14 protein-coding genes are annotated in these 13,838 nt (G+C 64.0%); 3 read left to right on the top strand and 11 right to left on the bottom strand.

The features are described from left to right. Nucleotides 1-16: 16 nt before the first annotated feature. The 7 genes from EV674_RS14060 to EV674_RS14090 are packed head-to-tail and all read right to left on the bottom strand — an operon-like array spanning nucleotide 17 to nucleotide 6,302. Nucleotides 17-1,213 carry an MFS transporter gene (locus tag EV674_RS14060; protein WP_241525036.1) on the bottom strand — a complete coding sequence of 399 codons (1,197 nt, stop codon included), beginning with the start codon at nucleotides 1,211-1,213 and terminating at the stop codon, nucleotides 17-19. After that, entirely contained in the window at nucleotides 1,200-1,748 is a 549-nt protein-coding gene (locus tag EV674_RS14065) for a glutathione peroxidase (RefSeq protein ID WP_119014731.1), read from the bottom strand. The genes EV674_RS14060 and EV674_RS14065 overlap by 14 nt, the downstream gene beginning before the upstream one ends. Beyond that, the gene (locus EV674_RS14070; protein WP_241525035.1) at nucleotides 1,745-2,278 is read right to left on the bottom strand and encodes a carboxymuconolactone decarboxylase family protein; all 534 of its coding nucleotides are present in this window, start codon (nucleotides 2,276-2,278) and stop codon (nucleotides 1,745-1,747) included. Before EV674_RS14070 ends, EV674_RS14065 begins: the two co-directional genes overlap by 4 nt. Beyond that, nucleotides 2,275-3,450, bottom strand: coding sequence for a thiolase family protein (locus tag EV674_RS14075; protein WP_119014730.1), 1,176 nt, complete (start codon nucleotides 3,448-3,450; stop codon nucleotides 2,275-2,277). The genes EV674_RS14070 and EV674_RS14075 overlap by 4 nt, the downstream gene beginning before the upstream one ends. Then, nucleotides 3,447-4,352 (bottom strand): 3-hydroxyacyl-CoA dehydrogenase, encoded by a 906-nt coding sequence (locus EV674_RS14080; RefSeq protein WP_119014729.1) that lies wholly within the window; start codon nucleotides 4,350-4,352, stop codon nucleotides 3,447-3,449. The genes EV674_RS14075 and EV674_RS14080 overlap by 4 nt, the downstream gene beginning before the upstream one ends. A 19-nt stretch (nucleotides 4,353-4,371) precedes the next feature. Further along, nucleotides 4,372-5,217, bottom strand: a complete 846-nt coding sequence (locus EV674_RS14085; RefSeq protein ID WP_060987171.1) for a fumarylacetoacetate hydrolase family protein — start codon at nucleotides 5,215-5,217, stop codon at nucleotides 4,372-4,374. After that, nucleotides 5,214-6,302, bottom strand: a complete 1,089-nt coding sequence (locus tag EV674_RS14090; RefSeq protein ID WP_119014728.1) for an amidohydrolase family protein — start codon at nucleotides 6,300-6,302, stop codon at nucleotides 5,214-5,216. Before EV674_RS14090 ends, EV674_RS14085 begins: the two co-directional genes overlap by 4 nt. Nucleotides 6,303-6,520: 218 nt before the next feature. Here EV674_RS14090 and EV674_RS14095 point away from each other — a divergent pair, with 218 nt between their 5' ends. Next, a complete protein-coding gene (locus EV674_RS14095; RefSeq protein ID WP_165887105.1) occupies nucleotides 6,521-7,540 on the top strand; it encodes a universal stress protein in 1,020 nt (339 codons plus the stop codon). A 35-nt stretch (nucleotides 7,541-7,575) separates the two neighbouring features. On the opposite strand, the gene EV674_RS14100 is transcribed toward EV674_RS14095, so the two are convergent. Then, the gene (locus EV674_RS14100; protein ID WP_206613253.1) at nucleotides 7,576-8,355 is read right to left on the bottom strand and encodes a TetR/AcrR family transcriptional regulator; all 780 of its coding nucleotides are present in this window, start codon (nucleotides 8,353-8,355) and stop codon (nucleotides 7,576-7,578) included. Nucleotides 8,356-8,498: 143 nt separating this feature from the next. Between EV674_RS14100 and EV674_RS14105 the strand changes: the two genes are divergently transcribed. Further along, on the top strand, nucleotides 8,499-10,130 hold the full coding sequence (locus tag EV674_RS14105; RefSeq protein ID WP_119014334.1) for an ATP-dependent acyl-CoA ligase: 1,632 nt from the start codon (nucleotides 8,499-8,501) through the stop codon (nucleotides 10,128-10,130). Nucleotides 10,131-10,147: 17 nt separating this feature from the next. Here EV674_RS14105 and EV674_RS14110 read toward each other — a convergent pair whose 3' ends face one another. Next, entirely contained in the window at nucleotides 10,148-10,948 is an 801-nt protein-coding gene (locus EV674_RS14110) for an SDR family NAD(P)-dependent oxidoreductase (protein ID WP_119014333.1), read from the bottom strand. 122 nt (nucleotides 10,949-11,070) lie between these two features. Here EV674_RS14110 and EV674_RS14115 point away from each other — a divergent pair, with 122 nt between their 5' ends. Beyond that, the gene (locus EV674_RS14115; protein WP_063460662.1) at nucleotides 11,071-11,811 is read left to right on the top strand and encodes a DUF2889 domain-containing protein; all 741 of its coding nucleotides are present in this window, start codon (nucleotides 11,071-11,073) and stop codon (nucleotides 11,809-11,811) included. A gap of 14 nt (nucleotides 11,812-11,825) precedes the next feature. Here the strand turns inward: EV674_RS14115 and EV674_RS14120 are convergent, their stop codons facing one another. After that, nucleotides 11,826-12,362, bottom strand: a complete 537-nt coding sequence (locus EV674_RS14120) for a 3-phenylpropionate/cinnamic acid dioxygenase subunit beta (protein WP_063460663.1) — start codon at nucleotides 12,360-12,362, stop codon at nucleotides 11,826-11,828. 42 nt (nucleotides 12,363-12,404) lie between these two features. After that, nucleotides 12,405-13,805: an aromatic ring-hydroxylating dioxygenase subunit alpha gene (locus EV674_RS14125; RefSeq protein WP_063460928.1), complete on the bottom strand. Its 1,401-nt coding sequence runs from the start codon at nucleotides 13,803-13,805 to the stop codon at nucleotides 12,405-12,407. Nucleotides 13,806-13,838 lie beyond the last annotated feature (33 nt).

A 13,838-nucleotide genomic window follows, 5' to 3' on the forward strand; every position in this document is an offset into this window, starting at 1 on the left:
GCGTCATCGTTCTTTATCAGTCGTGCCTGGCCTGGGTCGGCAACCCAAAAGCAGCCCAGGCACCCGCGGAGAGCGCCGCACCGGTCATCCAGAACACCGGGGCAACACCCAGCGCGGCGCCGGCGGCGCCAAAACCCAAGGGCATCACCAAGGTGGAGAAATGGATGACGGTGGACCGCAGGCCAAGGGCCTCGCCTTGGCGCTCCGGCGGTGCAAAGGTGTGCAGGCTGGACATGACAGCGGGCTGGATGGCCCCCAGTCCCAGGCCTATGGTGCCGGCGCAAGCCGCCATGGCCCACGTGCTGTCCAACCAGGGATAGAGCAGGAAAACCGATGCCGTCAAGGTCAGCGCACCGGTCATCACCCACCGGGGCTGGAGACGCTCCGCCAAAAAGGGGATCGCCAGCCGCACGGCCGCTGAGGTGACGGCGTAGCTGGCCAGCACCGTGCCGATGGCCGATGCGCTCAAGCCCCGCTCGTGACCCAGGATCGGCAACGCAAAAGCGTGTGCATCCCAGCAGGCGGCAATCAGCCAATTGATGAAGAACAGTCGCCGAAGATCGCGGTCGCCCAGCAGGTCCCAAGCCTTCGGGGGAGTATCGGTCCGTTTCGCGGGCGCCCGAGGCGCCTCGGCAGGGACTCGGGTGGTGGCGAGCAGCGTCCCCAGAGGCAGCAGAGCCAGTCCGACGAAAGCCGCGCGATAGCTCACATGGTCGATCAGCATGCCCGCCAGGACCGGGCCGATGAAAGTCGCGATGGACGGCGCGAGTGCCACCCAGCTGAAGATCCGCAGGCGTTCCGCCTCGCCCCGGGCCAGCCGGCCTGCCGTGCGCTGCAGTGAAATCATGCCCACCGCAGAGCCCGCCCCCACCAGGGCCGCGGCGCCTCCCAGAGCCCAGACATGGGACGCCGAAGCGGCAAGAGCGGCCCCCGCCAGCGCCAGCAAGGCACCAATGCGCGTTCCCAGGTGGTACCCCCGACGATCCACCAGGCGCCCGGCAGGAATGGCGAGCACAAAGGGGAAGGCGGCAAACAGCGCCATCAACAACCCGATCACGGCAGGGCCCCGCGATTCGCTCACCGCCAACAAGGGGACGGTCATGCGCATGCCGTTGAGGCAGCCATGCAATCCGACCTGCGCGGCGACCAGCGTCAGCAGCGTCCATCCGAAACTGAAACGCCCGCTGCGCGCCATGGAATCAACCGAGGGCATCCTCGATGGCCGCGATCAGCCTTGCATCATCGGGTGCCACGTCGGGAGCGAAACGGGCCACCACGGCCCCATCACGGCCAATCAGGAATTTCTCGAAGTTCCACATCACATCGGTATCTGCCTTGGGCAGCAGTTGATGCTTGGACAAGGTGTCGCGCAGCCGTGGATCGCCGGACGCGACGGCATGAGGCTGCGCAGCGATCAGGGTGGCATAGAGCGGGTGTCTGGGCTCACTGTTGATCCGCAATTTGGTGAAAAGCGGAAAGCTCACGCGGTAGTTGGTGTCGCAGAAGTCGCGGATCTCGTCCTCGCTTCCCGGCTCCTGGCCCGCAAAATCGTTGCAGGGAAATCCCAGCACGTGCAGGCCACGGTCGCGAAAGCGGTCGTACAGGGACTGCAGGCCGGCGTACTGCGGGGTCAGCCCGCATTGGGAAGCCACGTTGACAACCAGCATCACCTGTCCCTTGAAGGGGGCAAGGCTCGTATCGGAGCCGTTCAGGGCCTGAAGGGGAATGTCGAAGATCGATGTGCTCACGGTGATACCTCCTGGTAGGCTTGTTGAACCAAAGTCATGCGGCCGCCCGCCAGCATCAAAGCGCAGAACATCTGCAGTTCAACGCTCTCGGCGGTCGAAAAGTGCTCGGCCAACGCTGTGAAATGCCCTTCTCCAATGGCATGCGCATCGGCTGCGAACAGCTCGGCATACGCCAGCGCGGCCCGCTCGGCGGGCGAAAAGTGGGCGCTGCCGATCTGCTGGCAATTGAGGGCTTCCAGGTCTTGCGCGTCCACGCGGTCGCTCTTGCGCGCCAGCTGGCAGGCTTGGCACTGCGTGATGCTGGCGATGCGCAGCCGCACCAGTTCCCGCAGCCGCCCGTCCAGCACGCCGTGGCTGTGGAACTGGTCCAGCAGCGCCAGCCATGCCAGCGCGGCCTGCGGCCGGTGGGCCCAGACCTGCACCGGCACGGTGGAACTGAGCATGCGTGTCTCGACGCCCCGCCGCACGGCCTCGCGCAGTTGCGCCGGAAAATCGGCCAGCGGCACCAGCGGCAGGCGCGCCACGGTCACAGCCGCTCGATGAGGGTGGCGGTCCCCATGCCGCCGGCGCAGCAGATCGCCTGCAGCGCATAACGTCCGCCCCGACGCTCCAGCTCGTGCAGCATCGACGTCATGATGCGCGCTCCGCTCGCCCCCAAGGGGTGCCCCAGCGCGATGGCGCCGCCGTTGACGTTCAAACGCTCGGAAGACACGCCCAGCTCTTTCATCCAGACCAGGGGAACCGAGGCAAACGCCTCGTTGATCTCGAAGAGGTCGATGTCGTCCAGTGTGAGCCCCGCCTGCGCCAGCACTTTGCGGGTGGCCGCGACCGGCCCGGTCAGCATCAGCGTGGGATCGGAGCCCACCGTGGTCATGCCGAGAATGCGCGCGCGGGGCTTGAGGCCCAGCGATCGGGCCTTGACCGAAGACATCAGCAGCAAACCCGCCGCCCCATCCGAGATCTGCGAAGAGTTCCCGGCAGTCAGGCGACCGTCCGCGCGGAAGCTGGTTTTGAGGGTCGCCAGCTTCTCGACGGCCGTACCGGGACGGATCGTTTCGTCTGCGGAGAACAAGTGCGCCTCGCCCTCTGCGCCCTTCTCGCGCACCTGCATCACGGGCACCGGCACGATTTCTTTCTCGAAATGGCCGGCAGAGGCAGCCGCGCAAGCGCGCCGATGGCTTTCCGCGGCGAACGCATCGAGGTCTTCCCGGCCCAGCTCCCACTGGTCGCACAAGCGCTCGGCCGCTTCACCCTGGCTCGTCATTTCGTAGCGCTCGGCGACCATCCAGCCAAAGGCCTCCCCATGGATGCTGCGGTTGCTGCCCATGGGCACCCGGCTCATGTTCTCGGCACCGCCGGCCACGACCACCTCGGCCGACCCGAACGCAATCAGGCCCGCAGCCACGTGCACGGCCTCTTCACCCGAACCGCATTTGCGGTCGATCGTCAGGCCAGGAATCGTGCAGGGCCAGCCGGCCCCCAGCAGTGAAGTGCGCGCGATATTGGCCGACTGCTCACCGACCTGGGTGACGCAGCCGAAGATGACATCGTCCACCAATTCCGGCTCAAGCCCCGAACGGGTAATGAGCTCGTCCAGGACGACGGCACCCAGGTGATCGGCGCGCACGGGCGCCAGGCTGCCTTTGAATTTTCCGACGGGCGTGCGAACCGCCCCGACGATCACCACATCCGGGCGGCTCACAGAACGCTCGCTTTCAGGCCGGAGCCAGGAATGCGCTGGCCTTTTTCGTCGTACTGGTACACGCCCGCGCCGGTCTTGCGCCCATGGCGGCCGGAGGCCACCATCTTGATGATCAGAGGGCAGGGACGGAACTTGTCGCCCAGCGTCGAGTGCAGGTAACGAAGCACCGACAGCCGGGTATCCCATCCGGTCAGGTCTCCGAGTTCGAGGGGCCCCATCGGATGGTTGAAGCCCATGCGCAGCGCCGTGTCGATGTCCTCGGCAGTGGCCACGCCTTCCTGCAGCATCCACATCGCTTCGTTGCCCAGCATGGCCGACATCCGGCTGGTGGTCAGGCCCGGGGACTCGTTGACGATGATCGACGTCTTGCCCAGCGCGTCGCTGTATTCGCGGGTTCTGGCCACGGTCTCGTCGCTGGTGGCGATGCCGCGCACCAGCTCGACCAGCTTCATCTTGTGCACCGGATTGAAGAAGTGCATGCCCACCACCCGTTCAGGCTGGGGCACGGCCGTGGCGATCTCGGTCACGCTCAGCGCGGAGGTGTTCGTGGCGATGATGGCGTCGGGCAGCATGTGGGCGGCGGCCGTGGCCACCACCTGCTTCTTCACCGCGATGTTCTCGGTGACGGTCTCGACCAGCAGTGCGGCCCCCGCGGATGCGGCAGCGAGATCGGCTTGCGTCGTGAGCCTGGATTTCGCCGCCTCGGCCACCGCCGCATCGAGCTTGCCGAGGCGAACCCCGTCGTCCAGGATCTTGGCCACGGCGGAGAGTGCCTTGGCGGCCGCAGCCTCGTTGCTGTCCACCAGCACGGTGACGAAGCCGGAGCTGGCGAAGGCATGGGCGATGCCGGTTCCCATCAGGCCGCCACCGGCGACGACCACCTTGTTTTGCGTAATGCTCATGTACTGTCTCCCTGATTGCTTATTGGGCTGTCGTGACGATGTTGCGCAACAGACCGATGCCGGGAATCTCGGCCTCGACCACGTCACCGGGCTTGAGAAACTTGCCGGAACCCTGCCCCGTGCCGGCCGGCGAGCCGGTGAACATGACATCGCCGCTCTCGAAACGCGAGCGCTCGTCCACGAACTTCACCAGTTCCGCGACATCCCAGGTCATCTCAGCCGTGTCGCCGTCCTGGCGAATTTCCCCATTCACGCGCAGCAGCAGGCGCAGCGACAGCTTTCCCTCGCGCGCAAACTCATCGCGCGTCACGATCCACGGGCCGAGGCCCGTGGTCTGGTCACCGCTCTTGGCCGCAAATAGATCCATTCCGACACCGGGCGGTCCGCTGCGCTGCAGATCGCGCGAGCTCACGTCGTTGCCCACGGTGTATCCCAGCACGCTGGAGATGGGGTCATCGCGGTTGACCGTGTCGCCGATCACGGCCACCAGTTCCACCTCGTGATCCAGCTCCTGCGTCAGGGGCGGGTAGCGCAATGCGTCGTTCGCCCCGATGAGCGCGCCATGGGCCTTCAGGAAGGCGATAGGCTGGCTGTGGCTCTTGATGCCGAAGTCGGCCGCGAGGTGCTTGGCGTAGTTGGCCCCAGCGACCACCACCCGGTTGGTCTTCTCGATGGGTGGCAGAAGCCGCACCGAGTCGAGCGCGCGCACGGCGCCACGGAAGCGCAGCGCAGCCTCCCCCTCGCCGCGCGTGATAGCCGGGCCCCAATCGGAGACCCCGCCCTCGATCGGGCGCAGTTCGTCGCGTTCGGTATCGACCAGCGCCCAGAACGGGGCACCGCCATCGGTGCAGCGTGCGAGCTTCATGCGGCGACTCTGGCAGCAGGTTGGACGGCGGGCTTGCCCAGCTTGGCAGGATCCAGGTGCAGCAGCTCGCACGCATTCTTCCAGCGAATCTTCTGCAGATCGTCGTCCGACAGGCGCAGGCCATCGGTCAGGTCGTGGCGAACGGCATCGCTGCCGCCGAAGTTGCTGCCATACAGAACGCGATCGGCACCAATGATGTCAACCAGTGCCTGGCGCATCGGCACCTCGTGCAATTCGACGTCGAACCAGAAGTTCTTCAGATACTCCTCGACCGGCTTCTTGTTGAACGCCACGTCGAGATTGCGGTTGGTCTGGGCCAGACGGCCGAGCTGGTACGGGATGTACCCGCCGCCATGGGTGATGTAGACCTTGAGATTGGGGAAGCGATCCAGAACGCCGCCATTGATAAGGTACCAGAAGAATCGCGTCTCGTCGTAGTTCATGCCGACGATGGCCGTGGTTTCGTACTGGTCATGGTCGGCCTGCATGCCCCAGGTGACCGATTGGTTGTAGCCGTGGATGAAGATCGGCAGATCGAGGTCGCACATCGTTTTCCAGACGACGTCGAGCTGCGGCGAATCCGCCTCCAACCCGCCGAAGTTCGCGCCGCCAGCCACCAGGCCCTTCGCGCCGAGTTCGGTGCAGGCGCGGCGGATTTCCTTGGCTGCGTCGTGCGGCGCATTCAGCGGCGCATGGGCCCAGAACATCAGGCGATCCGGCGCGGCCGAGCAGTAGTCGGCAAGGATATCGTTGACCTTGGTGGCGAAGCGCACCGAGAACTCGGGGTCGGCCCAGTACATGTAGCAGTGCGAAGGCACCGACAGCACCTGCGCATTCTGCCCTGCGGCATCCATGCCATTGAGGCGGTTCTTCGGATCCGCCCAACGGGCCATGTATTCCTCGACGCTCGGTCCCTTCCCGGCACGAACCGCTGCCTTGCGTTCGGGCGAGCCCAGGCGCAGCACCCAATGGCCAACGCGAAGCTTGACGTCGCCATCCGGGTGCCGCTCAAAGAACGGCCCCCAAAACGGATGCTGGTTGTAGTACCCCGGTAGCGGGGCATGGGCGTGGAGGTCGATCAGCATGGTGATTCTTTCAGGTTCGGGCACGGCCCCAAGGGCCGGTGCAGATGTCGTTCGCGTGCTACTGAAGCAGTGACAGCCGCCAGAAATCCGGCATGCGTTTACACTGCGTCAATGCGATATTAATCAAAAACAGAGATTTTGTTCAAGTTATCGCAAACACTGAGGCGACGACACAGCCGCTACAGGCACCCTGAAGACTGTCTTGCATGGAGCTCTTTATGTACAAACACCTACTCGTCGCCCTGGACGACACCCCGCTGGGAATGGCAACCGTCACCCATTCGGTCAGCTTTGCGCGGGCACTGGGGGCCCGGATCACCTTTTTCCACGCGGCCCCCGATCTGGCCGCCACCGGCGAAGGCTCCATGCTGCATTCGCTCGACCGCCAAGCCTTCACCGCCGAAAGCGACATGCCCCGACATGCGGTGCTGCTCAAGGCGGCCACGGCCGCGAGGATCGGCGGCGTCGAATGCTCGACGGATGCGCTCGTCAGCGACCATCCGGCCCAGGCCATTCTCGAAGCGGCGCAACGGCACGCCTGCGATCTGCTCTTCGTGAGTTCCCACGGCCGCGTGCCTGGCTTGCGGGGTTGGCTGCACAGCAGCGTGACCCGCCAGCTGCTGCAAATCGCCAACCTTCCCGTGCATGTGGCCAGCATCGAGTCGAATGACGAGCAGGCCGACGCGAACCGCGCGCTCGCCATCGTGGCGGGAGAACATCGTTCCATCGCTGCGGTACTCACCGGTCTGCAGCAATTGGATCGCGCAGGGCGTATCGATGGCACGATTCCCGACGTGGCGCTGATGCGGCAAATGGCCGACTACCTGCGCCAGTTTCCGGCGAGGCTGCACCACCCCAAGGAAGAGGCCTTCATCTTCCGCCTGCTCCGGCAGCGCACGAGCGAACACAACGCAATGCTGGACGAACTGGAACGGCAGCATGTGCTGGAAAATACCTTGATCGATGCCTTGTTCACCGCCCTCGCCCGTCACGGGCATGGAGATGCAGACGCCGCGGAAGCAGTCACCGCCGCCGTCCAGCGCCTCAGCGGCGCGGTCTGGGAGCACATGTCCCTGGAGGAGACCGTCATTTTCCCGGCTGCACGCCGGCATCTGACCAGCACCGACTGGTCAGCTGTCTACAAAGCCTTTTCCGCGCACCACGACCCCCTTTTCAGCCACTCCCCCGAGATGCCAATGAGGCAATTGTTCGCACGCATCGCTACCGCCCTGCAATAGGGTGACGGGTGCATGCCACTGCCGCAGGAGACAATTCACCGCCTGGCGCGGGGGGGCGCACCTGTGGCCAGGGCCTCCACCATTCGGCCAATGCGCCGGGGCAACGTCTTGCGATCAGCATCCCCCGGCACCAGTTGCTCGCTCAACACATAGCGGATCAGGAGTTCGCATACCAGTTCCCGATCCACCTTGACGCCAAAACGAACCTCCCAGGCATCGAAAACAGAGCCGAGAACGTCCTGGAACCGGACCACCGAGTCGTGGAAGATGCGGCGAAAGAAACCAAGGGCGTATTCCGGTGCGGCGACCAGCAACCGGCGCGCGCGGCCATGCTCCAGGTAGTGGTCCAGGTAGCGAATCAACGCGTCGAAGCGCTCGTCGGGGTCCTGGTAGGGTTGGACGGCCTCTGCCAAGGTGACATGGAACTGCTCGCGTTTGTGACGGGCAAACGCATCCAGCAGTTCATCCTGAGACGCGAAATAGCGATAGAACGTGCCGCGGGAAATACCCGCCTCGCGGCAGACATCGAGTATCGAGATCCGCTCGGCGCCAGATTTCAGCACGATGTTCTCGGTGACCATCAGGATGTTCGCAATCGTTTGCTCGGAACGCCGGTTGCTGCGCCCACGGCGTACGCCAACCGGCCCTGTCTCTGCGGCCACCGGGCTCTTCTTCTCCACCATGGCGACAGCCGCCGCAGATTTCTGCACAACAGGCGCCGCAACGCCACGATCCACCACCCTGCGACGGGGCTTGCCAACCGCTTTCGATGCGACTGCGGCTTGCTTGTTCGTACTCTTGAGGGTCATTTCCATGCTTTCTGAGGTTCAGTGAGAGATTCGGCGCTTGGCGATGCGGCCAAGGGTTTACCAGCACGCGCGGTGAAAAATCTAAATATAGAATTCTCATCTTTATCTAGAATTTTTTGCATCCTTGGGTGTGGCTTGGAGCGTTTTGCATGGCAGGAATCGGCAATCCCGACACGTGGTCCCTCGGTCAACAAGATACGGTCATTGCGGCGCTCGAACGCGCGGTAGCCAAACATTCCGACCGGGTGTTGCTCGACTTCTCGGGTGAACTCCATACCTACGGCGAAGTGGATCGCCAGTCGACCCGTTTGGCCCATGCGTTCGCGGCGCTGGGCGTGCAACCCGGCCAGACGGTCGTGACGATGCTCGACAACAACATCGATGCCGTGCTGTGCTGGTTCGCCATCAATAAGCTCTGCGCCGTCAGCGTACCCATCAATACCGCGCTCAAGGGTGAATTCCTGCGCCACCAGATTGCCGATGCCGGCGCGGCGCTCGTGGTCTGCGAGGCCGCGTATGCCGAACGCATCGCGGCGGTTTCGGACGGGTTGCCGGACGTGCAGCAGGTCCTGACCCGGGGCACGCCCGGCGACAGGCAGTGCGGCACCCTGCCCCTGGCCTCGCTCGACGAACACCGCGGCAGCGATGACAGCGCGTTCGAGCGCAAACCCCAGCCCTGGGAACTGGCCTGCCTCATCTACACCTCGGGCACGACCGGACCGTCCAAGGGCTGCATGATCAGCTACAACTACATGTGCAATCTGGCGCGTCTGCAACTGCGCGCTGGGCCGGCCAACGAAAACGACGTCACGATCACGCCCCTGCCGCTGTTCCACATGAACGCCATGTGCGTGGGCGTGCTGGCATCGATTCTGGTCGGCGCCCGCGTCGCTTTCGTTCCGCGTTTTTCGGTGTCGAACTTCTGGCCCGAAGTGGAGCGCAGCGGTGCCACCATCGCCTCCATCTTGGGCAGCATGGGGGCGATGCTGGCCAACGCGCCGGATACCGAGGCCGGGCGGCGCTGCAAGGGGCAAATCCATACAGTGCGGGGCAATCCGTTCACGGAGGAAGTCAAATCCATCTGGCGCGAACGCTTCGGCGCGAAACAGGTGGGCGGCAACGGCTATGGCCTCACCGAAGCGGCAGTGATCACTTCGCTGGCCGGTGGCGAATATGCCGCCCCCGGTTCGTCTGGAAAGCGTATTCCCGATTTCGACGTGCGCATCGTGGACGACCTCGACCGGGAAGTGCCGACCGGGACTTCTGGCGAAATCGTGGTGCGGCCGCTGCGCCCGGACATCATGTTCATGGGCTACTGGCGCAGGCCGGAAGACACGCTGAAGATCATGCGCAACCTCTGGCTGCACACCGGGGATATTGGCAAGTTCGACGAGCAAGGCTTTTTCTATTTCGTTGATCGCAAGAAAGACTACCTGCGCAGACGCGGCGAAAACATCTCCAGCTTCGAGATGGAAGCCGCCTTCGCCCGCCACCCGGCCCTGGCCGAAGTCGCCGTTCACGCCGTCTCGTCCGACAAGGGGGAAGACGACGTCAAGGTGACCGCCATGCTGCGCCCCGGCATGGCGCTGGCGCCCGAGGATCTTTTCAGGTGGGCCATCGACGCCGTCCCCTACTACGCCCTGCCGCGTTACATCGAATTCCGCGACAGCCTTCCCAAGAACCCCCAGGGGCGGGTTCTGAAGTATGAACTGCGCGACCAAGGTTGCACACCGGCCACCTGGGACCAGGAAACCAGCGGCATTCAGGTCACCAAGCGCTGAAGCCAGTCTCCGGTGCATCAGTATTCGCGCACCGGCACATGGGCCGGGCGCGAGTTGTAGCCTGGCAAATGCAGCCCGCCATCCACGTGCATGGTGATTCCGGTCACGAACCGCGCCATCTCCGAGCCCAGAAAGACGGCCACAGGCCCAATATCCAGTTCCGGATCACCCGAGCGACCCATGGGCCGGGCGGCGGCCGAGCGCTCGGCGAAACCGGGGATTTCGGCGGCCAGCTTATGGAATGTCGCCCCCATGGCGGTCGGTGCAATGGCGTTGCAAGTGATGTTGAACCGGCCCCATTCGGCCGCCGCGCTGCGCGTCAGTCCGATGACACCGGATTTGCCCGTGTTGTAGTCGGCATGCTGCCAGGCTCCGATGTCCACGTCGATCGACGTGAAATTGATGATGCGCCCACCACCACGCGCACGCATGTGCGGCAAGGCAGCGCGCATGGCCCACCAGGACGCCCAGACGGTAGATGTCAGCGTACGCTCCAGCATCGCATCCGTCTTGTCCTCCAGCAACACGTTCTCAGATGGGACGAAGGCATTGTTGATGAGAATGTCGAGCCCGCCAAAGCTATCCACCGCGGCCTGAATGGCGGCTTCCACGCTGTCCTTGCGGAGCACGTTGGTAGGCACGAACAGGGCGCGCGCGCCCATCTGCTGGAGTTCGGCCTCGGCCTCGGCGCCGGTCACGGGATCGAGCTCGGCAATCAGTACCGCAGCGCCTTCTCGCGCATAGCAGCGTGCAATGCCGCGTCCGATACCACCGCCCGCTCCGGTGATCAGCGCCACCTTGTCTTTTAGCAAGCCCATTGAATCTCCTTATATTAGACAGAATTCTTTTTATCGTACACTTTAAGACACTTCGTGTCAGCCGGAAAAATCAGGCTTCGCGCGTTGCCAGCCGACGGCAGAGGCCCCGAAAGAAAGTTCCCATGCCTGTATTCCGACGCCGCATTCTGATCGCAACCGATCCCGTGGAAGCCGGCTTTCGCTGCCGGGCCGCGCTGGAGGATGACTTCCATCATTTCCGGGTCGAACTCGTCGTCCGGGATGGGCTCATCGCCTTCGTGCGTGGCGAAGCTCCTCGCCACCCTTACAGCCTGTGTCCTTCGGCGGCTGGCCAACTCCAACAGCTGGTCGGCACTCCCCCTGCGACAAGCGCCCACGGCGTGATGCGCCAAGTCGATCCCAGCGAGCAATGCACCCACATGCTGGAACTCAGCGGCCTGGCCGCGGCCGCCGCGTCCCGGGCCCTGCCGCGACGCCGTTATGACATCGAGGTGCCACTGAGAATCGAAGGACGCACATACGCGACCCTCGATCGCGACGGCATCCGGCTGCTGGCCTGGGATATCCAGGACCTGGACATCGTAGGGCCTCCCCCTTACGAAGGCATCGGGTTGCGCCAGGGCATGGCGCGCTGGGCGTTTGCCCACCTGACCGAAGACATGGCCGAAGCAGCACTGGTATTGCGGCGATGTGCCGTGATTTCCATGGGGAAGAATCGTCCCCTCGATGCACAGCGCCATGCCAGAACGACCGGGGCCTGCTATGCGCAGCAGCCTGGAAGAGCCCCTCTGGCTTTGCGCCAAGTGGGCTCGACCTGGAATTTCACGTGGCAGCCCGGCCAGCTATGCCGCGATGACCAGGAATGGCTCGCGTTCAAGGCTTGAAGGCAAGCGCGAGGTCAAAGGAAGATGGCCAGATTCGGCGTACCCAGCACGGCCTGGTCCAGCAGGATCTCGCGCTTGGCCAGCTTGAACCCCTCGCCATCAGCCCGCAGGATGTCCCTGCGTTCCGCGCTGATCAGGTCGTATTCATCGAAGTTGAACCGGCTGCGCGTCACTAGCAGATAGCTGCGCACACTGTATTCCTGGGGCTTGTCCGTCTCTTCGACCAGAACGTTGGTCACGAGTCGGCGCGTGCGCGATGGTGGATCTTCCGCCCAGGCGCTCTTGGTGCCGGTAAGGCGCACGATGCGCCCCATCACGGAGCGCCAATCGTCGTGGTAGTGCTGCATGGTGCGCACCACCGATGCCGCCTGCTGGTTGACCGGCCGTGTTTCCCTCAAGGGAGCGGAGTAGATCAGGTCTTGCGCGAGCAGGGCGCCCCATTCCTTGAGGCGGATTTCGTCAAGCAGGCGCGCCTCGACGTACAGAAATTGAAGGATCTGGTTGTAAACCGGCGATCCGATAGGCACCAGGGCGCCTTGGGCTTCACTCATGGGAGTCTCCGAGATTGGATGGTATCGAGTTGCAAGGAAGGATCAGACCGCGTCGCCCATGAGCTGGCGCCAGTACAACCACCAGTGCCACTGCGTGTCGTCCTTGGTGAAGCCTTCGTTGACGATGCCCGGGCCGGGCCAGCCTTTGGGCGCCCCGGTTTCATAGACAGCCTGGTACTTCAGGGTCATCTTCTTGCCCTGCGCGCCCTTGGCGGCCAGGGTCATGTGCGGCCAGGTGTCGGAGTCGTCCTGCTCCACCATGCCTGATGTGCCAAACAGCTGGATGGTCTGCCTGAGCATCTTGTCGCGCAACTCCTGCGGGGCGTCCTTTTCCGCAAAGATCCAGTTCACGAACTCCAGCTTGTCGGGCCCCTTCGGGACGTAGGCATGCATGGTCATCGAGCCGACCACCGAGCCATCGGCCTGTGGGATGTAGACGAAGCCAAACAGCACGTTCGGGAAGATGCCGCCGACCTGCGGCGGCATGCTGGTCTGCACATGCAGCTGTTCGGGCGTGAGGTTGCGCTTGAGCTGCTCGACCATCTCCTTCGTCATGCCGGCTGGCGGGAGCGCATTGAGCTTTTCGTCCACGCTCAGCACGTCGGGATCGAGCCCGGTCATGCGGCGAATCTTCCGCCCCAGGTCGATGCATCGCAACGCGTGCCCGTGCGGCGAACTGACTTCCACCCCGTACATCTCTGGGCTCAGGTCGCCACCGCTGCCCTCCCCTTCGCCCTTCTTGGAATAGTTGCCGACCTCGCCAAGCCAGCGGTGCAGGGTCAGCGTGTGGTAGCCGTCGGCGGCAGACTGCTCCCCTGCTGCCTTCCAGTTGGCACGCACCGTGAAGCGCTGCGGCGGCCCCAGCACTTCCATGCCTTTGTCGGTGCGCTTGAAAAGGATGTCGTAGTACCACTTGGCGTCGCCAAGGAATTCCTCGAACGAGGGGCCATCGATGTTCCAGGTTGCAAAGATCAGCCCGCCATACAAGGTGACCCGGGCCTTCTTCAACCCCAGTTCCTCCTTGCTCATCATCTTGCCGTGCATCGTCTCCTTCTCGACCGGCGCGCCGAGAAAGGCTCCGTTCGGACGGAAAGCCCAGCCATGGTAGATGCAGGTGTGGATCTGCGTGTTGCCCGCATCCAGGGTCGAAACCCGCATGCCCCGGTGCGTGCACAGGTTGAGAAGCACGTGAACCTCGCCCGACTTATCGCGCGTGACCAGCACCGAGTCGGAACCCATGTCGCGAGTGACGAAGTCCCCCGAGTTGGGAATCTCGGACTCATGGCCGAGGAAAACCCAGATCTTGCCGAAGATCCGCTCCATCTCCAGCTCGTAGAGCTCGGGGTCCGAGAGCGCGCGCATCTGCACCTCCCGTGTGTTCACATTGACCAGATCAACGACCTTGGTTCCATCGGAAAGCGTGGGGGGGGTGGGGCTTAGCATGCGCGTCTCCTTCATCTGTTTGGGCAGCTGTGG

The sequence above is a fragment of the Simplicispira metamorpha genome (assembly GCF_004341365.1).
In the GTDB taxonomy this organism is placed as follows: Bacteria; Pseudomonadota; Gammaproteobacteria; order Burkholderiales; family Burkholderiaceae_C; genus Simplicispira; species Simplicispira metamorpha.

Excerpts from the sequence above, each read along its gene's own strand:
- EV674_RS14060 (WP_241525036.1), bottom strand. The coding sequence starts at position 1,213 with ATGCCCTCGGTTGATTCCATGGCGCGCAGCGGGCGTTTCAGTTTCGGA.
- EV674_RS14080 (WP_119014729.1), bottom strand. The coding sequence starts at position 4,352 with ATGAGCATTACGCAAAACAAGGTGGTCGTCGCCGGTGGCGGCCTGATG.
- EV674_RS14085 (WP_060987171.1), bottom strand. The coding sequence starts at position 5,217 with ATGAAGCTCGCACGCTGCACCGATGGCGGTGCCCCGTTCTGGGCGCTG.
- EV674_RS14090 (WP_119014728.1), bottom strand. The coding sequence starts at position 6,302 with ATGCTGATCGACCTCCACGCCCATGCCCCGCTACCGGGGTACTACAAC.
- EV674_RS14095 (WP_165887105.1), top strand. The coding sequence starts at position 6,521 with ATGTACAAACACCTACTCGTCGCCCTGGACGACACCCCGCTGGGAATG.
- EV674_RS14100 (WP_206613253.1), bottom strand. The coding sequence starts at position 8,355 with ATGGAAATGACCCTCAAGAGTACGAACAAGCAAGCCGCAGTCGCATCG.
- EV674_RS14105 (WP_119014334.1), top strand. The coding sequence starts at position 8,499 with ATGGCAGGAATCGGCAATCCCGACACGTGGTCCCTCGGTCAACAAGAT.
- EV674_RS14110 (WP_119014333.1), bottom strand. The coding sequence starts at position 10,948 with ATGGGCTTGCTAAAAGACAAGGTGGCGCTGATCACCGGAGCGGGCGGT.
- EV674_RS14115 (WP_063460662.1), top strand. The coding sequence starts at position 11,071 with ATGCCTGTATTCCGACGCCGCATTCTGATCGCAACCGATCCCGTGGAA.
- EV674_RS14120 (WP_063460663.1), bottom strand. The coding sequence starts at position 12,362 with ATGAGTGAAGCCCAAGGCGCCCTGGTGCCTATCGGATCGCCGGTTTAC.
- EV674_RS14125 (WP_063460928.1), bottom strand. The coding sequence starts at position 13,805 with ATGCTAAGCCCCACCCCCCCCACGCTTTCCGATGGAACCAAGGTCGTT.